The organism is Rahnella sp. CJA17(1/100) (genome assembly GCF_963881615.1).
GTDB lineage: Bacteria > Pseudomonadota > Gammaproteobacteria > Enterobacterales > Enterobacteriaceae > Rahnella > Rahnella aceris.
Window position 1 is genome coordinate 366,162 of sequence record NZ_CAWOJA010000044.1, and the last position, 22,639, is coordinate 388,800.

The following is a 22,639-nucleotide window of genomic DNA, read 5'->3' on the forward strand; positions in this document are numbered from 1 at the left end:
GCGGGAATATCACATGAAATTCAGTGAACTCTGGTTGCGTGAGTGGGTAAACCCAGCCATTAGCAGCGAAGCATTATCAGACCAAATTACTATGGCCGGCCTGGAAGTTGATGGCGTTGAGCCGGTTGCAGGCGCATTTAATGGCGTGGTTGTCGGTGAAGTTGTCGAATGCGGTCAGCATCCAAACGCAGACAAACTGCGTGTGACTAAAGTCAATGTGGGCGGCGATCGTCTGCTGGACATCGTTTGTGGCGCGCCAAACTGTCGTCAGGGCCTTAAAGTTGCAGTTGCAACGGTGGGCGCCGTATTGCCGGGTGATTTCAAAATCAAAGCTGCCAAATTGCGTGGCGAGCCTTCAGAAGGCATGCTGTGTTCATTCTCTGAGCTGGGTATTTCAGAGGATCACGACGGTATTATTGAACTGCCGCTTGATGCGCCAGTCGGTACAGATATCCGTGAATTCCTGAAACTCGATGACACCACGATTGAAATCAGCGTAACGCCAAACCGTGCTGATTGCCTGGGTATCCTCGGCGTGGCGCGTGATGTTGCTGTCATCAACCAGTTGCCACTGGTTGAGCCGGAAATGAACCCGGTGAAAGCAACGATTGATGCCACCATTCCCATTGATGTGCAGGCGCCACAAGCGTGTCCGCGCTATCTGGGCCGTGTCGTTAAAGGCATCAACGTTAAAGCACCTACACCATTGTGGATGCGTGAAAAACTGCGTCGCTGTGGCACCCGTTCTATCGACGCCGTGGTCGATATCACGAACTACGTGTTACTCGAACTCGGTCAGCCAATGCATGCGTTTGATCTGAATCGCATCAGTGGTGGCATCGTCGTGCGCATGGCGCAGAAAGACGAAGCATTAACGTTGCTCGATGGCACAGAGGCGAAACTGGCGGAAGATACGCTGGTCATCGCAGACCATGAGAAAGCCCTGGCAATGGCAGGTATCTTTGGTGGCGAACATTCCGGTGTGAACGACGAGACGCAGGACGTCCTGCTGGAATCTGCGTTCTTTGCTCCGCTCTCAATTACTGGCCGTGCACGCCGTCAGGGCCTGCATACAGATGCTTCTCATCGCTATGAACGTGGTGTGGATCCTGAGCTGCAGTTCAAAGCTATCGAACGTGCTACTGCGTTGTTGCTGAGCATTTGTGGTGGTGAAGCCGGTCTGGTCATTGAAGCGACCTCCGACGTTGATTTGCCGAAAGCGGCAACCATCACCTTGCGTCGTGAAAAACTGGATCGCCTGATCGGGCATCATGTTGAAGATGCTCAGGTGACTGACATCCTGACACGTCTGGGGTGTAAGGTTCAGCATAATGGCGACCACTGGGTAGCTGTGGCGCCAAGCTGGCGTTTCGATATGCAAATCGAAGAAGACCTGGTGGAAGAAGTCGCGCGTGTCTACGGCTACAACAACATTCCTGATGTGCCGGTTAAAGCCAGTCTGGTTATGACCAAGCACCGTGAAGCGAACCTTTCACTGAAACGTGTGAAAAATCTGCTGGTTGATCGTGGTTTCCAGGAAGCGATCACTTACAGTTTTGTCGATCCAAAAGTGCAGGCTCTGCTGCATCCCGGCGAAGAAGCGCTGATTTTACCCAGCCCGATCTCGGTTGAAATGTCTGCAATGCGTCTTTCCCTGTGGTCTGGCCTGCTGACTGCTGTAGTAAATAACCAGAATCGTCAGCAAAGTCGCGTACGTTTATTTGAAAGCGGCCTGCGCTTTGTACCTGATACGCAAGCCGATTTGGGTATCCGTCAGGACGTCATGCTGTCTGGTGTGATCTCCGGCACTAAAAATGAAGAGCATTGGGATCTGGCGCGTCAGGCAGTTGACTACTACGATTTGAAAGGTGATCTTGAGGCTATTCTTGAGCTTACCGGCAAAATGAACGATGTACAGTTCAAGGTGGAAGCGAATCCTGCATTGCATCCTGGGCAGAGTGCAGCAATTTATTTACGCGGCGAACGTATTGGTTTCATTGGTGTAGTACACCCTGAGCTGGAACGTAAACTCGATCTTAATGGTCGTACCGTGGTCTTCGAAATGTTGTGGAATAAGGTCGCAGACCGCGTACTGCCTGATGCGAAAGAGATTTCTCGCTTCCCGGCGAACCGTCGTGACATCGCTGTTGTAGTGGCCGAAAACGTGCCCGCAGACGATATTTTGGCAGAGTGCAAGAAAGTTGGCGCAAATCAGGTAGTTGGCGTAAACTTGTTTGATGTGTACCGTGGCAAGGGCGTAGCTGAAGGTTACAAGAGCCTGGCTATCAGTCTGGTGTTGCAGGATACCGGCCGTACACTGGAAGAAGAGGAGATCGCCGCTACCGTTGCAAAATGTGTAGAGGCTCTAAAACAGCGATTCCAAGCATCCTTGAGGGATTGAACCTATGGCGCTTACTAAAGCTGAAATGTCAGAACACCTGTTTGAAAAGCTCGGGCTGAGCAAACGGGATGCCAAAGACCTTGTTGAAATATTTTTCGAAGAAGTACGTCGTGCTTTGGAAAATGGCGAGCAAGTTAAACTGTCTGGCTTTGGCAATTTTGATTTGCGTGACAAAAACCAACGTCCGGGACGTAACCCGAAAACCGGCGAAGATATTCCGATCACGGCGCGTCGTGTGGTGACTTTCCGTCCGGGACAGAAATTGAAAAGTCGTGTAGAGAATGCCACGCCGAAAGAATAAGTGAAAACATCAAAAAGGCCGCGAAAGCGGCCTTTTTTTTATCTGATTGTTAAGAGTGCAGTGTCATCGGAAATAATAGGTTTTAACGCTTTTAAGTAATTAGCACAGAAAGTGAAAAGATAGCGTTAAAGGGGTAGGCGGTTCAGGATTAGTCTGATAGATTAAATTTCAAGGCCTGAAAAGAACTTTGGTTTATTATTTATCCGGATGCCATTCAAATAAAACGGGGCCGAAGCCCCTATGGTAAGTCACTCATTATGTTCAGTTAATAATATGTACATATTAATATCTGAATAAAAGGCACCGGACAAATTAACCGGGAACGGGAGAATGGAATTATAAAAGGTGACTAGTGGTTATAGAACATACGAGGTCCACCCGGACCGCCGCCACCGTGCCCACCGCCGCCATGACCGCCACCATCAGGACCCCAAAATGGTGGGAATAAACAGCCACTGAGGCTGACGACAACCAGAGCAATGCTCAGCAGAGCGAAAATACGACGCATAAAATACATCCTTCGTTTGAATAAACAGGTCGATTATAAATAGAATGCAGACAGGTTGTTGTCAGGCTTGCGTTAAGATTTGTTAGTGTCTTAATAGGAATTGAATAGATAACACACACCGTCTTGTTGAATTATTTCAACCAGGACATGTTTGTGTTTTTATTGTAAGGTCAGAGCAAGTTATCCGAAAATACGCTTATTTCTTATATTTTCTTCAATACCTGACTGATATAAAAATCACGTCATAAAAAATAAAGAAGGCGTAACTAACGTGAAAAAATCTCTCTTATTGCTTTGTTGTGCACTGGCTTTGCCTGTGATCGCGCAGGCAAATGTTTCTATTGACCTCAACGTACCTGGCGTATCACTTCACCTCGGGGATCAGGATCAGCGCGGTTACTATTGGGATGGCTATGACTGGCGTCCACCGCAGTGGTGGCATGATCATCAGGGCCATCATTACGGTGAGCGTAATGAACATGGCATGTACTGGCACGGTAATCGCTGGGACGCTAAACCACCGCAACGTAACCATGATAAGCCGGGGCGTAATCAGCCAGGACCGCAGCCCCATAACCCGGGCCGTCCAAACGGTAATGATCATCATGATAATAATGGTCATCAGGGGAACGGCCAGCCGATCCCGCCGAATGGTTATCAGGGACACTGATTTTCCCTGTAAATGTACAACGTGTCCGAAGCCGGTGCTCAGTCACCGGCTTTTTCAATTTCTATTTATGGTATTCAGCCGTTCTTCGCTAGAGCTAACTGCCTAATATCGGTAGGATAGTCACTTCCCGTGAGCCCCAGGAATTAGCCATTCATGCCTATCCCGCAGACCTTTTCTGCCTTTGAACAGCAACAGAAATACCGTGACCGCCGCTGGTTATACGGGCTGGGTATGTTCTTGTTGTTGATATGGGTGTTCAGTCTGAGTGCGGGTGAACGCTGGCTGTGGCCGGATCAATGGCTCAGCACTGAGGCGCGTCTGTTCGTGTGGCAATTACGGTTTCCGCGCGCTGTCGCTGTCATTTTGGTGGGCGCAAGTCTTGCTGTCTCCGGGGCAGTGATGCAGTCATTGTTCGAAAATCCTCTTGCCGAGCCCGGTTTACTCGGTGTTGCCAATGGTGCCTGCGTCGCGCTGGTTTTATGTGTCATGTTAAGCCACGGCCTGTTGCCTGTTTGGATCATGAGTCTGGCAGCCATCGCCGGCGCTCTGATTGTCACTTTCTTTCTGCTATATATTGCCCGTAAACGCCTTTTGACGAATGCCCGTATGCTTCTTGTCGGGATTGCTATTGGGATTGTCTGCAGTGCTTTAATGACCTGGGCGATTTATTTCAGCAACAATCTCGATTTACGGCAGTTGATGTACTGGATGATGGGCGGATTTGGCGGTGTTGACTGGAATCAGCTCTGGCTGGGATTAATGTTGCTGCCTGTTTTACTGTGGCTGGTCTTACAGGGGAATGCACTCAATCTATTGTCTCTCGGGACGCAGCAGGCGAGGCAACTCGGCATATCGCTGAACACCTGGCGTTATATTCTGGTGCTTGCCGTCGGCTGGATGGTCGGGCTGAGCGTCGCCTTATCGGGCGTCATCGGTTTTATCGGGCTGATCATCCCACATATTCTCAGGCTTTGCGGGATCACCGATCAGCGCCGTTTGCTGCCCGCCTGTGCGCTTTGCGGCGCTTCAGTTTTACTGTTAGCGGATGTGCTGGCGCGAATTGGTTTATCCGCGGCGGAATTACCGATTGGTGTGGTGACTGCCACGCTGGGTGCACCGGTATTCATCTGGTTGCTGACCAGAACCGGACAAATCCGCTGATGCTTTTCGGTGTGTCGGCTATGCTGTTCACTGAAACCCCTTCCCCTAACCTACAAATATCAGGACGAAAACGATGAGTAATGAAATTTATAATATCTCCCTGAAAACTATCGATGGCGAAACCACGACGCTCGGTGCTTATAAAGGTTCTGTATTGCTGGTCGTGAATGTGGCATCACAATGTGGCCTGACCAAGCAATATGAGGGGCTGGAAAATATCTACCAGGCCTGGCACGATCGTGGTTTTGAAGTGCTGGGCTTCCCGTGCAATGAATTCGGCGCGCAGGAACCGGGCACTGAAGATGAGATCAAAACCTTCTGCACCACCCATTTTGGCGTGAAATTCCCGATGTTTAGCAAAATTAACGTCAACGGAGACCACCGTCATCCGCTGTATTCAGCGCTGATTGCAGCCTGTCCGACAGCCGTCAAACCGGAAGACAGTGCGTTCTACGAACGTCTGGCCAGCAAAGGTCGTCAACCTCTTAAGCCCGATGACATCTTGTGGAATTTTGAGAAATTCCTGATTGGTCGTGACGGCACCGTGGTTCAGCGTTTTGCACCCGATATGACACCGGAAGATCCGATCCTTATGGAAACCATCAAAGCCGCACTGGCGAAATAATTTGCGTGTGAATACACCGATGCTGGAATGTCGTGAGATAACCGTTGCGGGGCGGCTTAGCGCATTTAGCGCGCAGATTGTGCCGGGCTGTCGGATCCATATCATCGGCCCGAATGGCGCCGGGAAAAGCACTTTACTGACCCGTCTGGCGGGTATGTCGGCAGGGGGAGGTGAGGTTATTCTCGACGGACAACCGCTTGCCGACGTTCCCGGACCCAGGCTTGCACGTCTTCGCGCCTGGTTATGCCAGCAACTGACCCCGGCATCACTGATGCCGGTATTTCAATATTTGTCCCTTCATCAGCCGCGAGAAGTTGATCCTGCTGTTCTTGAGCGCACGGTTTCATGTTTATGTGATGCTTTACATCTCAGCGACAAACTTGGCCGGCCGGTCACGCATTTATCCGGCGGGGAATGGCAGCGGGTGAGGCTGGCGGCTGCTTTATTGCAAGTGTGGCCGACGGTGAATCCTGATAGTCAGCTTTTATTCCTTGATGAGCCGATGAACAGCCTGGATGTTGCCCAGCAGCAGGCGCTGGATCAGTTACTTGCGGAGTTTTGCGCGGCAGGACGTTCCGTGGTGTTAAGCGATCATGATCTCAACCACACCCTCCATTACGCGCATCAGATCTGGCTTATGTCGCAGGGTCAGGTGATGGCGGCGGGAAAATGTGCTGATGTCATGCAGCCTGAAATACTTTCAGACGTGTACAAAGTGGCATTTCAGATACACGAACTGGCAGGCAGGCAATGGATAATGGCGACCTGAGCTTAATGCATAGCGGTTTAATTATATTATTATTGGGGTTTACGCTTTACCCCAATTCTTATTTGTTCATAAAAAACGCAGAAGATGCATTGTTTTAATAAAGTTCATTTTTTTCATAAAAACAGAATTTAATGTAATTGATTGTTATTAAATGATTTTTATTTTTTCCTGCTATTTAATTTTTGTTTATTTACTTTCTGTTTAGCTTCGCGTGACTGGTAAATCCTTAAGGTTAAATTAAGATTAAACCGACATCATAAGATCCATAATTTCATGACGGCGTTTACTTACTGTTAAATAAATGCGGTCTACAGTCGGTATCGGTAATTACCTTTTTGGGATAGCGTAATGGAAAACTTTTTGCCTTTTTCCCGTCCGTCTATGGGCGAAGAAGAAATAGCTGCAGTGGGGCAGGTTTTACGTTCTGGCTGGATCACCACCGGGCCACAGACTCATCAGCTTGAACAGGATTTTTCTGCCACTTTCGGTTGTAAGCATGCTATCGCAGTCAGTTCTGCGACAGGCGGCATGCATGTCACCCTGATGGCGCTCGGCATCGGACCGGGCGATGAAGTGATCACGCCTTCACAGACCTGGGTTTCAACCATCAACATGATTGTCCTGCTCGGTGCAGAACCGGTGATGATTGATGTTGATCCTGACACATTGATGGTCAGTGCCGACGCGGTTGCTGCGGCTATCACGCCAAAAACCAAAGCGATTATCCCGGTGCATTACGCCGGCGCGCCTTTAGACCTTGACCCGATTTATGCTGTTGCTAATGAACACGGTATTCCGGTCGTGGAGGACGCTGCGCACGCGGCAGGCACAAAATACCGTGAACGCTGGATTGGCGCACAGGGGACAGCAATTTTCTCGTTCCACGCGATCAAAAATATGACCTGCGCAGAAGGCGGTCTGATTGCCACCGACGATGATGCTCTGGCTGAAAAAGTACGGGCATTGAAATTCCACGGTCTGGCGGTTGATGCATTTGATCGTCAGGTGCTGGGGCGTAAACCGCAGGCTGAAGTGGTTGAGCCAGGCTTTAAATACAATCTCTCCGACATTCATGCCTCTGTCGCTGTTGTGCAGCTTAAACGTCTTGCACAAATGAATGCCCGCCGTGCGGAGCTGGCACAGCGTTATCTGGATAAATTACAGGGCTCACCTTATCTGCCAATGGCTGTACCGGCTTACCCGCACCTTCATGCGTGGCACTTATTCATGATCCGTGTGGATGAAGCGCGTTGTGGTATCAGCCGTGACGCACTGATGGAACGTCTGAAAGAGCAGGGGATCGGAACGGGTTTACATTTCCGTGCAGCTCACACCCAAAAATATTACCGCGAACGTTATCCGCACCTGAGCCTGCCAAACAGTGAATGGAATTCGGCACGTTTGTGCAGTTTGCCGCTGTTCCCTGATATGCAGGACAGTGATGTGGACCGTGTCGTCGCGGCTCTTTTTTCCCTTCTGGAGGCGCAGTAGTGGCGCAATACGAACCAATCCGTAAAGTCTCGGTGGTTATCCCGGTCTACAACGAAGAAGAAAGCCTGCCGGCGTTGCTTTCCCGCACGCAGGCCGCTTGTCAGCAATTAACCCAGCAGTACGAAATCATTCTGGTGGATGACGGCAGTTCTGACAGCTCCGGCGACATGCTCGCTGCCGCTGCAGAACAACCGGACAGCCATGTTATTGCCGTTTTGCTCAACCGCAATTACGGCCAGCATTCCGCCATTATGGCTGGTTTTAGCCATGTAACCGGTGACCTGGTCATTACGCTTGATGCTGACCTGCAAAATCCACCGGAAGAAATCCCACGTCTGGTCGCCACGGCCGATGAAGGCTATGACGTTGTCGGCACCGTACGTGCAAATCGTCGCGATTCCTGGTTCCGTAAAACGGCATCAAAGATGATCAACATGATGATCCAACGTGCCACCGGTAAATCGATGGGTGACTACGGCTGTATGTTACGGGCTTATCGCCGTCACATTATCGAAGCTATGCTGCATTGCCATGAGCGCAGTACCTTTATTCCTATTCTGGCCAACACATTCGCGCGCAGAACCATAGAAATTCCGGTTCAGCATTCTGAGCGTGAGTTTGGTGATTCCAAATACAGTCTGATGAAACTGATTAACCTGATGTATGACCTGATCACTTGTCTGACGACAACACCGCTGAGAATGCTCAGTGTTGTTGGCAGTGTGATTGCCATCTTCGGTTTCCTGCTGGCGGTATTCCTCATTTTAATGCGCCTGATCAACGGCCCTGAGTGGTCTGCGGAAGGCGTATTCACGCTATTTGCATTGTTATTTATGTTTATCGGTGCGCAGTTTGTCGGTATGGGATTACTCGGTGAATACATCGGGCGGATCTACAACGATGTTCGTGCGCGTCCCCGTTATTTTGTTCAAAAAGTCGTCGGCGTTCGTTCCGAAGACCACAGTCAGGAAGAAGAGTAATGAAAGCGATTGTATTTGCCTATCATGATATTGGTTGTGTTGGTTTACAGGCTCTGGTTGACGCGGGTTATGATGTTCAGGCAGTTTTCACCCACACTGATTCCCCGAATGAAAACCAGTTCTTTTCTTCCGTTGCCCGTCAGGGCGCTGAGCTGAACCTGCCCGTTTATGCACCGGAAGATGTTAACCATCCATTGTGGGGTGACCGCATCCGTGCTTTACAGCCCGATATCATCTTCTCTTTCTACTACCGTAATATGCTGAGCGAAGAGATTTTATCTCTGGCGCCGCAGGGTGGCTTCAATCTGCACGGTTCATTGCTGCCGCGTTACCGTGGTCGTGCACCGGTTAACTGGGCGCTGCTCAACGGTGAAACTGAAACGGGTGTCACTTTGCATAAAATGGTCAAACGACCGGATGCAGGTGATATCGTCGGTCAGCGCAAAGTGGCGATCACTGGCGATGACACGGCGCTGAAACTTCATGCCAAAGTGCGTGAGGCAGCGAAAGCATTACTGACAGATGTGTTGCCGGAAATGAAAGCGGGCAACATTACACTGACGGCGCAAGACGAATCTCAGGCCAGTTACTTTGGTCGCCGTACCGCCGCTGACGGTGAAATTCACTGGCACAAATCGGCCACTGAAATTAATAACCTGATCCGCGCGGTGACTGAACCCTATCCCGGCGCATTTTCTTATCTCGGCCAACGTAAGCTGACTATCTGGCGCGCACGTCCGCTGGCAACTCAGCACGACAAACAACCGGGCACCGTGCTTTCTTCTGATCCGCTGACCATCGCCTGTGGCGAAGGCGCGCTGGAAATTCTGGCAGGGCAGAGTGAAAACGGCCTGTATGTACAGGGTTCCCGTCTGGCGCTGGAACTGGGCATTATGCCGGATATGCGTGTCGCAACGTTGCCCACGGCGGTGATGAAACGCCGTACCCGTGTTTTAATCCTCGGCGTGAATGGTTTTATCGGTAACCACCTGAGTGAGCGTTTGCTTCGCGAAGACCGCTATGAAATTTATGGCCTGGATATCAGCTCTGACGCGATCAGCCGCTTTATGGGTAATCCGCATTTCCACTTCGTGGAAGGCGATATCAGCATCCATTCAGAGTGGATCGAATATCACATCAAAAAATGCGACGTCGTTCTGCCGCTGGTGGCGATTGCAACGCCAATCGAATACACCCGTAATCCGCTGCGCGTATTCGAACTGGATTTCGAAGAAAACCTGAAAATTGTCCGCGATTGCGTTAAATACAAAAAACGCATTATCTTCCCGTCAACGTCTGAAGTTTACGGCATGTGTGATGATAAGGAATTCGACGAAGATCATTCCCGTCTGATTGTCGGCCCGATCAACAAACAGCGCTGGATTTACTCTGTTTCCAAGCAACTGCTGGACCGCGTGATCTGGGCTTACGGCGCGAAAGAAGGCCTGAAGTTCACCCTGTTCCGTCCGTTCAACTGGATGGGACCACGTCTGGATAACCTGGATGCTGCGCGTATCGGCAGTTCCCGTGCGATCACCCAACTGATTCTTAATCTGGTTGAAGGATCACCGATCAAACTGGTGGATGGCGGCGAGCAAAAGCGTTGCTTCACTGATATCAACGACGGTATTGAAGCGTTGTTCCGGATCATCGAGAACCGCGACAACTTATGTGATGGCCAGATTATTAACATCGGTAACCCGACTAACGAAGCGAGCATTCGTGAACTGGCAGAAATGCTGCTGAGCAGTTTTGAATCACATCCGTTGCGCGCGCAGTTCCCGCCGTTCGCTGGTTTCAATCTGGTGGAAAGCAGCACGTATTACGGAAAAGGCTATCAGGACGTGGAGCACCGTACGCCGAGCATCAAAAATGCCCGTCGTCTGCTTAACTGGAAACCGGAAATCGGCATGGATAAAACCGTTGCTGAAACCCTGGATTTCTTCCTGCGTTCAGTAAATCCTGACGCTGGCAAAGCCTGAAACGGTGCCCGTTATGAAGAAAGTGGGTCTGCGCATTGATGTGGATACCTGGAGTGGCACCCGCGAGGGTGTCCCTCAGCTTCTGCAAACTCTTGCAAATCATAAAATTACTGCCAGTTTCTTCTTCAGCGTTGGCCCGGATAATATGGGGCGTCATTTATGGCGCCTGCTTAAACCGCGCTTCCTGTGGAAAATGCTGCGCTCTAATGCGGCGTCTCTTTACGGCTGGGATATCTTACTGGCAGGCACCGCGTGGCCGGGTAAACTTATCGCGCGTGATCTCGGTTATCTGATGAAAGAAACCGCAAAACGCGGGCATGAAGTCGGGCTGCACGCCTGGGATCATCAGGGCTGGCAGGCAAAAGTCGGGAAATGGTCCGAGAAACAGCTGGAAGAACAAATCCGCCTGGGGCTGGATGCGCTAGAAAAAAGTTTGGGCCATGATGTCGAATGTTCGGCCGTAGCAGGCTGGCGTGCCGATGAGCGGGTTATCGAAGTCAAAGAACGTTTCCACTTTTACTACAACAGTGATTGCCGCGGAACGCGACCTTTCCTGCCGGTACTGGAAAACGGAACACTGGGCACTGTGCAGATTCCCGTGACGTTACCCACTTATGACGAAGTGGCTGGCGGCGAGATTAACGCCGATAACTTCAACGACTTTATTCTTGATGCTATTGCGAAAGATCATGGTGTACCGGTTTATACCATTCATGCCGAAGTGGAAGGCATGTCACTGGCTAAACAGTTCGATGAATTGTTAACCCGTGCGTCTGCGCAGGGGATCCAGTTTTGCGCGCTGGGTGAGTTGCTGCCGCAAGATCTCAGTACATTGCCAAGAGGCAAAGTGGTTCGCGCCAGTTTCCCGGGTCGGGAAGGCTGGTTAGGCTGTCAGCAAGAAGGTTTTTCCTGATGTCGAAAACAATTAAAGGCCTGTGGGGCACGCTGATTTTGGTGTTCTTTGCCCTGGTTTACCTTGTTCCTCTTAACACCCGTCTCTTATGGCAACCCGATGAAACCCGTTATGCAGAAATCAGCCGCGAAATGCTCCAGCGCGGTGACTGGGTTGTGCCACATCTTCTCGGGTTACGCTATTTTGAGAAACCTGTCGCGGGTTACTGGTTTAACAATATCAGCCAGATGATTTTTGGAGACAGCAACTTTGCCGTGCGTTTTGGATCGGTATTCAGCACGGCGCTTAGCGCGATTTTAGTGTTCTGGCTGGCGCATCTTATGTGGCGCAACCGCCAGACGGCTTACACTGCGGCATTGATTTATCTGTCCATGACGTTGGTTTTCGGCATCGGGACTTACAGTGTGATGGATCCGATGATCACGCTGTGGATGACGGCCGCAATGGTCGCAAGCTATTTCTGCCTGCGGGTATCGCGTACACCGCAAAAAGCCCTGAGCTGGATTGCACTCGGGCTGGCCTGCGGCATGGGCTTTATGACCAAAGGCTTTCTGGCGCTGGCGTTACCGGTTATTGCGGTTCTGCCGATTATCTGGCGCGAAAAGCGTTTCAAAACCCTGCTTGGCTGGGGGCCCCTGGCGATTGTGAGTGCGGCGGTACTGAGCTTGCCGTGGGTGCTGGCGATAGCACACCGGGAGCCGGACTTCTGGAACTACTTCTTCTGGGTTGAGCATATCCAGCGTTTTGCTGAGGCTGATGCTCAGCACAAGGCACCTTTCTGGTATTACCTGCCGGTGCTGTTTCTGGGGGCGCTGCCATGGCTCGGGTTATTACCGGGAGCTTTGCGGGCGGGCTGGACTCAACGCGTCGTGCGTCCGGAATTGTTCTTCCTGCTGAGCTGGGCAATCATGCCGCTGATTTTCTTTAGCATTGCTAAAGGTAAATTGCCGACTTACATTTTGCCGTGCTTTGCGCCGCTTGCCCTGCTGATGGCGGATTATTTAGATAAGATCCTTGAGTCAGGAAAATTACGTGCACTGAAAGCCAATGGGACCCTCAACATCGTGTTTGGTGTGTTGCTGGCCGTGGCAGTTCTGTTGATCTCCGGCATATTACCTTTCCACATCAAAGCTGTGTTCAGTCGTTCTGAGTTGCCGCATGCCCTGATCGGTATTCTGTGTTTTGCCGTGTGGGCGCTGGCTGGCGCAGTGTCGCTGACGGATTTGAAAAAGCGCTGGTATTGGGCTGCCCTTTGCCCGCTGGTGCTGGCATTGCTGGCCGGACAGGCTATTCCGAAAAAAGTGATGGATTCCAAACAGCCGCAGCCCTTTTTGACGCAAAATATGGCGTTGCTGAAAGACAGTCGTTATGTGCTGACAGATAACGTCGGTGTGGCAACCGCAGTTGCGTGGACACTCAAGCGCAGCGATATTCTGATGTTTGATGAAAAGGGTGAGCTGCAATACGGTTTGAGCTATCCGGATGCCAAAGACAATTTTGTCGATGCGGCACATTTCTCACAGTGGCTGCAACAAGCGCGTCAGGCAGGAAATGTCTCTCTGATCCTCAGACTTGACCGTAATGCTGCGGTGAAATCCTCTCTGCCTCCTGCGGATCAAACGGTGCGGATCGACCGTCAGGCACTGTTATTCTACAAAAAACTGCCATGACCGGTTTCCTTCTGGTTCTTGTCGTCAGCGTTGTCACCTGTGCCGGTCAGCTTTGTCAGAAGCAGGCCGCACAGGTTGCTGCGCATGGCATGGCGAGGGTTTTACGCTGGCTCGGGCTGGCGATATTGTTGCTCGGTATCGCCATGCTGTTATGGTTACGTGTATTGCAATTATTGCCGCTGAGCCTGGCTTATCCGATGCTCAGCCTGAATTTCGTCTTGATCACGCTGTGTGCCCGCTGGTTCTTCGGTGAAGTTGTCGATGGCCGCCACTGGTGCGGCGTCGCACTGATCATGTGTGGTATTGCACTAATGAGTGTCAGCTTATGAAAGGATACCTGTGGAGTGCGGGAAGTGTTTTGCTGGTAACGGCGGCACAATTACTGATGAAATGGGGCATAGTGCAGATTCCGTTGTTTTCACTGGCCGCTATAGATACTCCCTTTATTGTTAGCCATTTACATGCCCTGATTGCCGTTTTTATGGGGCTGTGTGGCTATATATTATCGATGGGATGCTGGTTCTTTGCCTTGCGTTACCTGCCACTCAACCGGGCATATACCTTACTGAGTCTGAGTTATGCGCTGGTGTATATTGCCGCAGTAACGCTGCCCTGGTTCAATGAAAGCATCAGCTTAAGTAAAACAATTGGCGGGTTGCTTATCCTGTCAGGTGTCTGGCTTATCCACAGTAAACCGGTAAAAAAATCCCATTGAATGATTTTTATGACGATAAAAAACATCATTAAACATTGGATGACGGATAAAATAGCGCTAAATTCTATTAGTTCTTAGATAACGGCGACTTATCCGGCGCGCGTAAACCTTCGCGTCTGGTCAGGCCGTGATGCTATTCGAGAAGGAATGCACTATGCGCTGCTCATCCGTATCCATGTATTCCCTGCTGGCCGTTGCCGCATTAATTCTTAACGGTTGCAGCAGCCACGCTCCGCCGCCAAGCGGCAGGTTTGCCGATTCTATTACTGTCGTGGCCGAGCTTAACGACCAGCTCAGCCAATGGCACGGTGCCCCGTATCGTTACGGCGGATTACAACCGAGCGGCGTTGACTGTTCTGGTTTTGTCTTCCGCACTTATCGTGATCGATTTGGCGTCGTGCTGCCGAGAACGACCGCCGACCAGACCAAAATTGGCACCAAAGTGCCACGTGATGAATTGTTGCCCGGCGACTTAGTCTTCTTCAAAACCGGCAGCGGTGAAAATGGTTTGCATGTCGGTATTTATGATACTGCCGATCAGTTTATTCATGCCTCGACCAGCCAGGGGGTGACCCGTTCTTCACTCGACAACGTTTACTGGCGAAAAGTGTACTGGCAGGCGCGCCGTATCTGACACGGTGCCCAATCGCATTCCCCCTGATTTCACTGCGTATTTCATCCTGTTTTTTGCTGTTATTATCAAAGCAGACTCATTCAGGATGAATATGCAATGAAACCTCTCAGACTATTACTTTCCGATTCTTACGATCCCTGGTTCAATCTGGCCGTAGAAGATTGTATTTTCCGCGAGATGACCACGCAGCGTGTGTTATTCCTCTGGCGAAATTCCGAAACCGTGGTTATCGGGCAGGCGCAGAATCCGTGGAAAGAATGCAATACCCGCAGAATGGAAGAAGACGGCATTCGTCTGGCGCGGCGCAGCAGTGGCGGCGGGGCGGTTTTTCACGATCTCGGGAATACCTGTTTCACCTTCATGGCGGGCAAACCGGAATACGATAAAAGCGTTTCAACCGGCATTATTCTCAACGCACTAAAAACGCTGGGTATCGATGCTACTGCCTCGGGTCGTAACGATCTGGTGGTACAGACGCCGGAAGGCGAGCGGAAAATTTCCGGTTCCGCCTATCGTGAAACAGCCGACCGCGGCTTCCATCACGGCACGTTACTGCTTAATGCCGATCTCAGTCGTCTCGCCAACTATCTCAATCCGGACGTCAAAAAGTTGCAGGCAAAAGGGATCACTTCGGTGCGTTCGAGGGTCGCGAATCTCAATGAGTTTGTGCCGGATATCAATCATGAGCAAATTTGCCAGGCCGTGATTGCGGCATTTTTCGACTGGTATGGTGGGAATGTAAAACCTGAAATCATCTCTCCGGAGGTGTTTCCTGACATTCCGGGATTCCCCGAAAGATTTGCTAAGCAAAGCAGCTGGGAATGGAATTTCGGCAAAGCACCGGCCTTCAGCCATTTACTGAACGAACGGTTTGTCTGGGGCGGGGTGGATATTCACTTTGATGTGGAGAAGGGCAACATCAGCCGTGCGCAGATTTTCACCGACAGCCTTAATCCCGCACCGTTACAGAGATTAGCCGCGGAGCTGGCAGGCACGCGCTATCACGCGCAGGACGTCGGGCAAGCCTGCCAGCGCATCATTACCCGATATCCGGCGATGCAGGCTGAACTCACTGAACTGCAAAACTGGCTGGTGCGTTGTATCCAGTAAAGTTGAGAATGCCGGAGGTCGCTGATGATGACGAATAACCTCCGGTTTATTATTACCTTAGCAAAATTACTCATCATTCTTAAAAGCCCGGTTGTGAATCCCGTCACTTGCGCAATATTCCATAAGACACTATAACCATTAGCTAAAATATTTAGTAACATGCTTTTTGGGCATTAGCACAAAACAAAGCAGGAATTCTTGTTGAAAAAGGATTGATAGCGCTCACAAGGCAAGTTGCGTGTTTTCACCTCTGGCGATAAGATTAGTCTGAAATCCCTGTGTTGACTGTTATAACCCCTAAAAAGAAGGCAATAAGGGAAAGGCGTTTTTAAAAACTTTGAATCGCAGCCGCTCGTGTGGTCGTCTCTGTACACTTACAACCGGACAGGCTCTTTATTGATATCAATTTCTCTAATATTTCGGTTTCGCCTCGGGGCTCCGGTATCTTTATGATCTGATTGATAGTCAAAAAAGTTATTAATCAATTAGTCGTGCCGTTGATGTTTTGGACAAAAATGAAAATACAATTCGATACGGCCTTTAACAGCAGCTACCTGTGCCAGCCGGTCTATACCATTGACGGGAAATTACTCGCCATAGAATTAATTTGCCGTTTTTCCAGCGCAGACAGCAAGTTAGTCATGCCCACAGAACTGGTACTGAACCTGTTAACACCGCAGCAGTTATTACGGTTTCTTAATGAGCAACAGATATGGGCGGGTGAGCATGCCCGATGGTTTAGCGATAATCAGGTTATTTTGAATATCAGTGTTGAGGAAAAACAGGTGGCCTTATTGCTGGAAGATGAAAATCTCCGCAATGCGTTCAGCATGCATACTTTCATTCATCTTAATCTGAGCGAGTCGTTTCCGCGTCTTTCCGAAGGCAAAAATAACCAGCAACTGGTTGCATTAAAAAAATATTTTCCGCTTTGTCTGGAAAACTTCGGCTCAGGCACTATTAACATGGTGCCCGTTTTTGACCATCTTTTTCAGTGGGTGAAGCTCGACAAAAATCTTTTCTGGCAGCTCTGTGAGGGTGAACATTTCACTATCGTGATGCCCTCGCTGATAAGAAATGTTAACCGTTTTTGCCGTAATATCGTGGTCGACGGGCTCGACTCTCAGGACTATTTTGATGTGTTACGCAAAGTCGAAATACAAGGGGTGAAGGGTTTGCTATGGCCTGGTGTTGAGCCCGCTGAACTGGACAGCCTGCTTGTGCGGCCCAGCCAATTTCACTGATCGTCGCAGGTTGTTTCACTCTCAGGATCCCGGCCAGCGCCTGCTGTGCCGGGATTTTTTATCACTCAAGGTCATAATCTCCCTGCATTCGCTCCGTGTTAATTAACGTCCCGCAGTCCTACACTACTAAAAAGGGGGATTTATGCCGCGATTTGAACATCATTATGCTGACCAGTTGCCTGACTTTTACACGCAACTGCAACCGACGCCGCTAAAAGGCGCACGGCTTCTTTATCACAGCGAACCACTGGCGCGTGAACTGGGGCTGGATGATTCGCTTTTCGATGCTCAGCATCGCGAATACTGGTGCGGTGAAAAACTCTTCCCCGGTATGCAGCCCCTGGCTCAGGTTTATAGCGGGCATCAGTTCGGCCAGTGGGCGGGACAACTGGGCGACGGACGGGGTATTTTACTGGGCGAACAGGTTTTACCTTCCGGAAAACGGTTCGACTGGCATCTGAAAGGGGCCGGGCTGACACCTTATTCACGAATGGGAGATGGTCGTGCGGTTTTGCGTTCTGTCGTGCGTGAGTTTCTCGCCTCGGAAGCGCTGCATCATTTATCGGTGCCGACAACGCGGGCGTTGACGATTGCCACCAGTGATGAGCCGGTTTTCCGCGAGCAGCCTGAGCGCGGTGCGATGCTGATCCGCGTGGCGGAAAGCCATGTTCGCTTTGGTCATTTCGAGCACTTCTACTACCGCAAACAACCTGAACATGTCAGGCAACTGGCAGATTATGTCATCGCACATCACTGGCCCCGGTTGCTGGAAAGTGAGCCGGTTGACGCATCACGCTACCAGCAATGGTTTACCAGTGTGGTGGAACGAACCGCTGCGCTGATTGCACAATGGCAAAGTATCGGGTTTGCACACGGCGTAATGAATACCGACAATATGTCTATTCTCGGACTGACTATCGATTACGGCCCTTACGGTTTCCTCGACGATTATCAGCCGGGTTATATCTGCAACCATTCCGATCATCAGGGGCGTTACAGCTACGATAATCAGCCGGCGGTGGCTTACTGGAACCTGCATCGTCTGGCACAAACGCTATCCGGCCTGATGTCCACGGAACAGCTCCAGACCGCGCTTGGCGAGTATGAACCGGCGCTGATGAGAGCCTATGGCACGCTGATGCGCGGCAAACTGGGTTTCTTTACCGAGAATAAACAGGATAACGATCTGCTCACCGGGCTGCTAAGTCTGATGGCGAAAGAGGGGCGGGATTTCACGCAGACTTTCAGGTTGCTCAGCCAGACAGAACAACAGCAGGCCGCGTCGCCTTTACGGGATGAATTCATCGACCGTGACGCTTTTGACAGCTGGTATCAGGCTTATCGTCAGCGTTTACAAACGGAAGATATTGATGATGCCACGCGGCAGGACGCCATGAAACAAAGTAATCCACGCATTATTTTGAGAAATTATCTGGCGCAGAAAGCCATCGAAAGGGCTGAAGTGGATGATATCAGTGCGCTGGAGCAACTTCACCAGGCATTGCGTGACCCTTACAGCGATGCGCCTCAGTATGATGAAATGGCGAAATTGCCACCCGACTGGGGAAAACACCTCGAAATATCTTGTTCGAGCTGAGATAAAAAATGCCACATCTGAATGTGGCATTTTTATTGAACCGTCTCTACTGGCGTAAGAAAACTTGCGGCAATGCGGTTTCCGGATGCGGGCAGACGTTCAAATCGGCCTGATACCAGCGGCTCAGTATGGCTTCGCTCAGTACGTCAACGGGCGTCCCGCTGGCGACCACTTTTCCGCCGTGCAATAAAATAATCCGGTCGGCATACAACGCCGCAAGATTGAGATCATGCAGCACGCAACATACCGCCAGCGGCGTTTGCCGGGTTAGCTGTCGCAGCAAACGCAACGCGTGTTGCTGATGATATAAATCCAGCGCCGATGTAGGTTCATCGAGAAACAACCAGCGTGAGGAAGGGGCGGGTTGCCAGAGCTGGATCAGTACCCGCGCCAGTTGAACCCGCTGCTGTTCGCCCCCCGATAAATGGCGATAATCTCTTTCTGCCAGATTCAGACAATCGGTTTGCGTCATGACTTCAGTCAGTGCCCGTTGCATATTTTGCTGACCGTGCGGTGAACGCCCGAGTGTCAGTACTTCCCGCACGCTAAAGCCAAAGGCCAATGTACTGTTCTGACGCATAACTGCCCGGGTGCGCGCCAGTTCCTGTGCTGGCCAGTCATTGAGTTGTCTTCCCTGAAGCGAAATCTGCCCCGATTGTGGCATCAGGTAGCCGGTCAGCATACGCATCAGTGTTGATTTTCCGGCACCGTTTGGCCCAATCAACGCCACCATCTCTCCGCTTTGCAAGCTGAGTGAAACATCGTCAATTAACCGGCGGCTATTGACGGAATACGTCAGATTTTCTGCAACCATTGATGAAGTAAAGTCAGACATTACGCGGAACTCCCGGGCGCAGGATCAGCCATAAGAAATACGGTCCGCCAATCAGGCTGGTGAGCAATCCCACCGGCATTTCTGCCGGAGCAACCAGTGTGCGGGCCAGCGTGTCAGCGAGCAAAAGCAGGCAGGCACCCGCCATGGCCGATCCCGGTAATAGCCAGCGGTGGTCTGCGCCAATACGCATCCGCAACAGGTGCGGGATCACCAGACCGATAAAACCGATCACACCAGAAACCGCGACAGCAGCCCCGACCAGCAGGGCACTCAGCAGCAATAATTGCAACTGCGTGCGGCGGACATTCACACCGAGATAGTGCGCGTCTTCTTCACCTAATTGCAGGATATTCAGGCGCCGCGCCATGAACAGTGCCGCAACACAGGCTGGCAGGATCAGCGAAGAGGCCACAGCCAGTGTCGGCCATTGCGCCTGCCCGAGACTGCCCATGCTCCACAAAGAGAACTGGCGTAACTGCTGGTCATCACTGACGTAGGTCAGCACGCCGACAGCGGCACCGCACAGTGCATTGATGGCAATACCGGCAAGCAGTAAGCGCGATAACCCACCATGGCCGAAACGACTCAGTGTAAAGACGATGGCTGAAATGGCCAGACTGCCAGCAAATGCGCTGATCATATGGCTGTACAGGGCCAGCAAAGGTGGCAATGCCAGTGGCATCACTATAGTCAGGGCAACCGCAAGCGCCGCGCCGCTGCTGATCCCAAGCAGGCCGGGGTCCGCCAGCGGGTTGCGAAACAATCCCTGCATAACCGCACCGGAACTGGCCAGCGCGCAACCGACTACCACCGCCAGCAGCACACGGGGAAGGCGGATTGTCAGCCAGACTTGCCACAAACTATCGCCAAATGGACGTGCGAGTAACGTCCTTAACGACAGTGACATCGCGCCGGTATTCGCGGCCATCACGGCCAGCACCAGCAGAGCGCCGCCAAGGCCAATCATCGCCCAAACTGGCGAACGGCGACCTGACGGCACCGGAGGGCTCATGCTACTCATTTTGCTTGTTCCGCAGCCTGACGAAGTTGTGCCATCACCGCAGGTGTTTGCAAACCAAAGCCCAGCAGGGACATATCATCGATGACCAGCACACGCTTATTTTTGCCCGCAGGTGTCATAGCAACACCCGGCAGTTTCCACACCTGATCCATTCCACCCAGGGTTTTAACTCCGTCAGCGGTCAGTAGCAGGATATCCGGCGCACTGGCAATCACCCCTTCCTGTGACAGCGGACGGTAACGACTGAATCCCTGCATGGCATTTTTCGCCCCGACAGACGTAATCATCGCATCTGCCGCAGTATTCTGACCTGCTGCCATAGATGACATGCCACCGTGGCTCATCACAAACAACATTTTTACCGGCAGGGCATCGTGTTGAATAGCAGAAATCTGCGAACGATAGGTCGCGATCAGTTTTTCACCTTCCGCCTGACGGTTCAGCGCTGCGGCAATCACTTCGATTTTATCCGGGACGATGTCCGCAGAAGGTGTCCCCGGCACACGAACCACTTTTACGCCGTTCTGCTCAAGCTGTTTTAACACCAGTGAGGGTTCTGCCAGTTCGCTGCTCAGCACCAGCGACGGGTGCATAGACAAAATCCCTTCAGTATTGAGCTGGCGCATATAGCCGACGTCCGGCAGAGCCAGTACTGCCTGCGGACGCAAGCTGGTACTGTCGCGGGCGACCATTTCGTTGCCCGCACCGAGTGCGTAAACAATTTCGGTAACGTCACCGCCAATACTGACAAGCTTTTCAGCGGCATACAGCATCGGGGTCGCCAGCAATGCTGTAATAGCGGCCACCATTTTCAAGGTTTTGTTCATGCTGCAACACCTTCATTGCTAAGTTGCGCCAGTTGTTCCCGCCACTGAGTTTGTTCAGGATTGCCTTCGTTACGCTGACCGTAAAGTTGCGCGATCTGCGTACCATCAGCGGCAAATAACTCCAGGCTGGTCACGAAACCGTCTTTGGTCGGCTTACGGGTGATCCAGCTTTCCGCGATAGCACTTTCCACCAGATGCAGGGTGAACTGTTTGTTGAAGACGTTAATCCATTCACCGTGCGGCATGACCTTTTCAATCTGACCGGTGAAAATTTGCACGCAACCCCTGTTGCCTACAAAAATCATGATTTCGTTTTGGTCATCTTTGGCGATATTCAGTAAACGCGTCAGCGAGCCGTTATCGACGCGCCATGCCAGATCATCCCCGACAGCTTTAAACGCTTGCTGGCGGGTGACATCGTGACGTTTCAGCAACTGGAAGAACTGGTGAACGTCGGTCATTGCACGCCATTCAGCATCGAGAGTGCTGGTGTCGGCGGCAGTCGTCGGAGCCGGAACTTCAGGGGCGACTTCAATTTGCAGCGGAGGATTGACGTCACTTTTGTACTGCGCAATCAGCGCGTCCCATGCTGCCATGTCAGTTTCATCGGTGTTATACACTTTATGAACGGCATCACCGTGCGCATCGAAGAACTGAATGCTGTGGCGAACGCCGCGGGCCGTGGTTTCTGACAGGCTGAAAATGTGCAGCCAGTGTTGCAGGAACAAACGCAGGTCCAGCGCGCGTGGATTAAGGATCAGACCGGCGTGACCGCTGAGATGCTGATTCTCATAGCGACCTTCCTGCTCGTGTACGGCAAAGTTGTTACGGGTGATTGACTTGGTGCCACCGACATTCTCCAGAGCAGCCAGCAAGCTACGGGCATCAACATCCAGACGCGCAGCATCATGGGAAACACGTAAAGCCGTTAACTCAGCTTCGCTTATCCGTAAAATTCCCGCCAGATCGCGGGCATATTTACCGGGATTAGCTTCTTTTGCCTGTAAATAGTCCTGATAGTGAACTGAATGCATTGCTGTTTCCTCGTTGTCTAAAGTCACCCGCTCTTTGGCGGATAAAGCTTGCGATGTTATGTGAATGATTTGTAAAAATATTTATGGCAAGAGTACGTTTAATATACGCGTGGTAATAGGAATTAATATCAATTTGATAATCATTATCAAA

Annotated in this window: 22 protein-coding genes; 17 read left to right on the forward strand and 5 right to left on the reverse strand. The window is 51.2% G+C overall.

What is annotated here, in order from left to right; all coding sequences use genetic code 11:
• The first annotated feature begins 13 nt into the window (after positions 1 to 13).
• Together pheT and ihfA are read left to right on the forward strand one after the other, a co-directional pair.
• Positions 14 to 2,401, forward strand: a complete 2,388-nt coding sequence (gene pheT / locus AACU55_RS18610) for a phenylalanine--tRNA ligase subunit beta (RefSeq protein WP_134705903.1) — start codon at positions 14 to 16, stop codon at positions 2,399 to 2,401.
• 4 nt (positions 2,402 to 2,405) lie between these two features.
• A complete protein-coding gene (gene ihfA, locus AACU55_RS18615) occupies positions 2,406 to 2,702 on the forward strand; it encodes an integration host factor subunit alpha (protein WP_004089944.1) in 297 nt (98 codons plus the stop codon).
• 349 nt (positions 2,703 to 3,051) lie between these two features.
• Here ihfA and AACU55_RS18620 read toward each other — a convergent pair whose 3' ends face one another.
• Positions 3,052 to 3,210 carry a hypothetical protein gene (locus AACU55_RS18620; protein ID WP_167686146.1) on the reverse strand — a complete coding sequence of 53 codons (159 nt, stop codon included), beginning with the start codon at positions 3,208 to 3,210 and terminating at the stop codon, positions 3,052 to 3,054.
• Positions 3,211 to 3,481: 271 nt separating this feature from the next.
• Between AACU55_RS18620 and AACU55_RS18625 the strand changes: the two genes are divergently transcribed.
• From AACU55_RS18625 to AACU55_RS18695, 15 genes are all read left to right on the forward strand, one after another.
• Positions 3,482 to 3,880 carry a DUF2502 domain-containing protein gene (locus AACU55_RS18625; protein WP_013576130.1) on the forward strand — a complete coding sequence of 133 codons (399 nt, stop codon included), beginning with the start codon at positions 3,482 to 3,484 and terminating at the stop codon, positions 3,878 to 3,880.
• A 153-nt stretch (positions 3,881 to 4,033) separates the two neighbouring features.
• Positions 4,034 to 5,041 carry a vitamin B12 ABC transporter permease BtuC gene (gene btuC / locus AACU55_RS18630; RefSeq protein WP_037035293.1) on the forward strand — a complete coding sequence of 336 codons (1,008 nt, stop codon included), beginning with the start codon at positions 4,034 to 4,036 and terminating at the stop codon, positions 5,039 to 5,041.
• 73 nt (positions 5,042 to 5,114) lie between these two features.
• A complete protein-coding gene (locus tag AACU55_RS18635; protein ID WP_134705904.1) occupies positions 5,115 to 5,666 on the forward strand; it encodes a glutathione peroxidase in 552 nt (183 codons plus the stop codon).
• A 19-nt stretch (positions 5,667 to 5,685) separates the two neighbouring features.
• Positions 5,686 to 6,435: a vitamin B12 ABC transporter ATP-binding protein BtuD gene (gene btuD / locus AACU55_RS18640; RefSeq protein ID WP_013576127.1), complete on the forward strand. Its 750-nt coding sequence runs from the start codon at positions 5,686 to 5,688 to the stop codon at positions 6,433 to 6,435.
• A 348-nt stretch (positions 6,436 to 6,783) separates the two neighbouring features.
• Positions 6,784 to 7,926, forward strand: coding sequence for a UDP-4-amino-4-deoxy-L-arabinose aminotransferase (gene arnB / locus AACU55_RS18645; RefSeq protein ID WP_013576125.1), 1,143 nt, complete (start codon positions 6,784 to 6,786; stop codon positions 7,924 to 7,926).
• Positions 7,926 to 8,906 (forward strand): undecaprenyl-phosphate 4-deoxy-4-formamido-L-arabinose transferase, encoded by a 981-nt coding sequence (gene arnC, locus AACU55_RS18650; RefSeq protein WP_013576124.1) that lies wholly within the window; start codon positions 7,926 to 7,928, stop codon positions 8,904 to 8,906. Before arnB ends, arnC begins: the two co-directional genes overlap by 1 nt.
• Positions 8,906 to 10,888, forward strand: a complete 1,983-nt coding sequence (gene arnA / locus AACU55_RS18655) for a bifunctional UDP-4-amino-4-deoxy-L-arabinose formyltransferase/UDP-glucuronic acid oxidase ArnA (protein WP_134705905.1) — start codon at positions 8,906 to 8,908, stop codon at positions 10,886 to 10,888. The genes arnC and arnA overlap by 1 nt, the downstream gene beginning before the upstream one ends.
• Before the next feature lie 13 nt (positions 10,889 to 10,901).
• On the forward strand, positions 10,902 to 11,801 hold the full coding sequence (gene arnD, locus AACU55_RS18660) for a 4-deoxy-4-formamido-L-arabinose-phosphoundecaprenol deformylase (protein WP_037035288.1): 900 nt from the start codon (positions 10,902 to 10,904) through the stop codon (positions 11,799 to 11,801).
• Positions 11,801 to 13,471, forward strand: a complete 1,671-nt coding sequence (gene arnT / locus AACU55_RS18665) for a lipid IV(A) 4-amino-4-deoxy-L-arabinosyltransferase (RefSeq protein ID WP_037035287.1) — start codon at positions 11,801 to 11,803, stop codon at positions 13,469 to 13,471. Before arnD ends, arnT begins: the two co-directional genes overlap by 1 nt.
• Complete coding sequence (gene arnE / locus AACU55_RS18670; protein ID WP_013576120.1) at positions 13,468 to 13,800, forward strand: 4-amino-4-deoxy-L-arabinose-phosphoundecaprenol flippase subunit ArnE; 333 nt, start codon at positions 13,468 to 13,470, stop codon at positions 13,798 to 13,800. Before arnT ends, arnE begins: the two co-directional genes overlap by 4 nt.
• Positions 13,797 to 14,186 (forward strand): 4-amino-4-deoxy-L-arabinose-phosphoundecaprenol flippase subunit ArnF, encoded by a 390-nt coding sequence (arnF, locus tag AACU55_RS18675; RefSeq protein WP_013576119.1) that lies wholly within the window; start codon positions 13,797 to 13,799, stop codon positions 14,184 to 14,186. Before arnE ends, arnF begins: the two co-directional genes overlap by 4 nt.
• A 154-nt stretch (positions 14,187 to 14,340) precedes the next feature.
• Positions 14,341 to 14,820 carry an NlpC/P60 family protein gene (locus tag AACU55_RS18680; protein WP_013576118.1) on the forward strand — a complete coding sequence of 160 codons (480 nt, stop codon included), beginning with the start codon at positions 14,341 to 14,343 and terminating at the stop codon, positions 14,818 to 14,820.
• A 96-nt stretch (positions 14,821 to 14,916) separates the two neighbouring features.
• Positions 14,917 to 15,930, forward strand: coding sequence for a lipoate--protein ligase A (locus AACU55_RS18685; RefSeq protein ID WP_134705906.1), 1,014 nt, complete (start codon positions 14,917 to 14,919; stop codon positions 15,928 to 15,930).
• A 515-nt stretch (positions 15,931 to 16,445) separates the two neighbouring features.
• The gene (locus tag AACU55_RS18690) at positions 16,446 to 17,174 is read left to right on the forward strand and encodes an EAL domain-containing protein (protein WP_134705907.1); all 729 of its coding nucleotides are present in this window, start codon (positions 16,446 to 16,448) and stop codon (positions 17,172 to 17,174) included.
• A 142-nt stretch (positions 17,175 to 17,316) separates the two neighbouring features.
• Positions 17,317 to 18,771 (forward strand): protein adenylyltransferase SelO, encoded by a 1,455-nt coding sequence (locus AACU55_RS18695; protein WP_037035284.1) that lies wholly within the window; start codon positions 17,317 to 17,319, stop codon positions 18,769 to 18,771.
• Between the two features lie 46 nt (positions 18,772 to 18,817).
• Here the strand turns inward: AACU55_RS18695 and AACU55_RS18700 are convergent, their stop codons facing one another.
• From AACU55_RS18700 to AACU55_RS18715, 4 genes are read right to left on the reverse strand one after another with little or no spacing between them, the layout of a single operon-like run.
• Entirely contained in the window at positions 18,818 to 19,606 is a 789-nt protein-coding gene (locus AACU55_RS18700) for a heme ABC transporter ATP-binding protein (protein WP_013576113.1), read from the reverse strand.
• Positions 19,599 to 20,627, reverse strand: coding sequence for a FecCD family ABC transporter permease (locus AACU55_RS18705; protein WP_013576112.1), 1,029 nt, complete (start codon positions 20,625 to 20,627; stop codon positions 19,599 to 19,601). The genes AACU55_RS18700 and AACU55_RS18705 overlap by 8 nt, the downstream gene beginning before the upstream one ends.
• Complete coding sequence (locus tag AACU55_RS18710; RefSeq protein ID WP_121019049.1) at positions 20,624 to 21,454, reverse strand: heme/hemin ABC transporter substrate-binding protein; 831 nt, start codon at positions 21,452 to 21,454, stop codon at positions 20,624 to 20,626. The genes AACU55_RS18705 and AACU55_RS18710 overlap by 4 nt, the downstream gene beginning before the upstream one ends.
• Entirely contained in the window at positions 21,451 to 22,488 is a 1,038-nt protein-coding gene (locus AACU55_RS18715; protein WP_134705908.1) for a hemin-degrading factor, read from the reverse strand. Before AACU55_RS18715 ends, AACU55_RS18710 begins: the two co-directional genes overlap by 4 nt.
• Positions 22,489 to 22,639 lie beyond the last annotated feature (151 nt).

Bases quoted from the DNA above. Each gene is read 5' to 3' on its own strand.
- pheT (WP_134705903.1), top strand. From the start codon at position 14: ATGAAATTCAGTGAACTCTGGTTGCGTGAGTGGGTAAACCCAGCCATT.
- ihfA (WP_004089944.1), top strand. From the start codon at position 2,406: ATGGCGCTTACTAAAGCTGAAATGTCAGAACACCTGTTTGAAAAGCTC.
- AACU55_RS18620 (WP_167686146.1), bottom strand. From the start codon at position 3,210: ATGCGTCGTATTTTCGCTCTGCTGAGCATTGCTCTGGTTGTCGTCAGC.
- btuC (WP_037035293.1), top strand. From the start codon at position 4,034: ATGCCTATCCCGCAGACCTTTTCTGCCTTTGAACAGCAACAGAAATAC.
- AACU55_RS18635 (WP_134705904.1), top strand. From the start codon at position 5,115: ATGAGTAATGAAATTTATAATATCTCCCTGAAAACTATCGATGGCGAA.
- btuD (WP_013576127.1), top strand. From the start codon at position 5,686: ATGCTGGAATGTCGTGAGATAACCGTTGCGGGGCGGCTTAGCGCATTT.
- arnB (WP_013576125.1), top strand. From the start codon at position 6,784: ATGGAAAACTTTTTGCCTTTTTCCCGTCCGTCTATGGGCGAAGAAGAA.
- arnA (WP_134705905.1), top strand. From the start codon at position 8,906: ATGAAAGCGATTGTATTTGCCTATCATGATATTGGTTGTGTTGGTTTA.
- arnD (WP_037035288.1), top strand. From the start codon at position 10,902: ATGAAGAAAGTGGGTCTGCGCATTGATGTGGATACCTGGAGTGGCACC.
- arnT (WP_037035287.1), top strand. From the start codon at position 11,801: ATGTCGAAAACAATTAAAGGCCTGTGGGGCACGCTGATTTTGGTGTTC.
- arnE (WP_013576120.1), top strand. From the start codon at position 13,468: ATGACCGGTTTCCTTCTGGTTCTTGTCGTCAGCGTTGTCACCTGTGCC.
- arnF (WP_013576119.1), top strand. From the start codon at position 13,797: ATGAAAGGATACCTGTGGAGTGCGGGAAGTGTTTTGCTGGTAACGGCG.
- AACU55_RS18680 (WP_013576118.1), top strand. From the start codon at position 14,341: ATGCGCTGCTCATCCGTATCCATGTATTCCCTGCTGGCCGTTGCCGCA.
- AACU55_RS18685 (WP_134705906.1), top strand. From the start codon at position 14,917: ATGAAACCTCTCAGACTATTACTTTCCGATTCTTACGATCCCTGGTTC.
- AACU55_RS18690 (WP_134705907.1), top strand. From the start codon at position 16,446: ATGAAAATACAATTCGATACGGCCTTTAACAGCAGCTACCTGTGCCAG.
- AACU55_RS18695 (WP_037035284.1), top strand. From the start codon at position 17,317: ATGCCGCGATTTGAACATCATTATGCTGACCAGTTGCCTGACTTTTAC.
- AACU55_RS18700 (WP_013576113.1), bottom strand. From the start codon at position 19,606: ATGTCTGACTTTACTTCATCAATGGTTGCAGAAAATCTGACGTATTCC.
- AACU55_RS18705 (WP_013576112.1), bottom strand. From the start codon at position 20,627: ATGAGTAGCATGAGCCCTCCGGTGCCGTCAGGTCGCCGTTCGCCAGTT.
- AACU55_RS18710 (WP_121019049.1), bottom strand. From the start codon at position 21,454: ATGAACAAAACCTTGAAAATGGTGGCCGCTATTACAGCATTGCTGGCG.
- AACU55_RS18715 (WP_134705908.1), bottom strand. From the start codon at position 22,488: ATGCATTCAGTTCACTATCAGGACTATTTACAGGCAAAAGAAGCTAAT.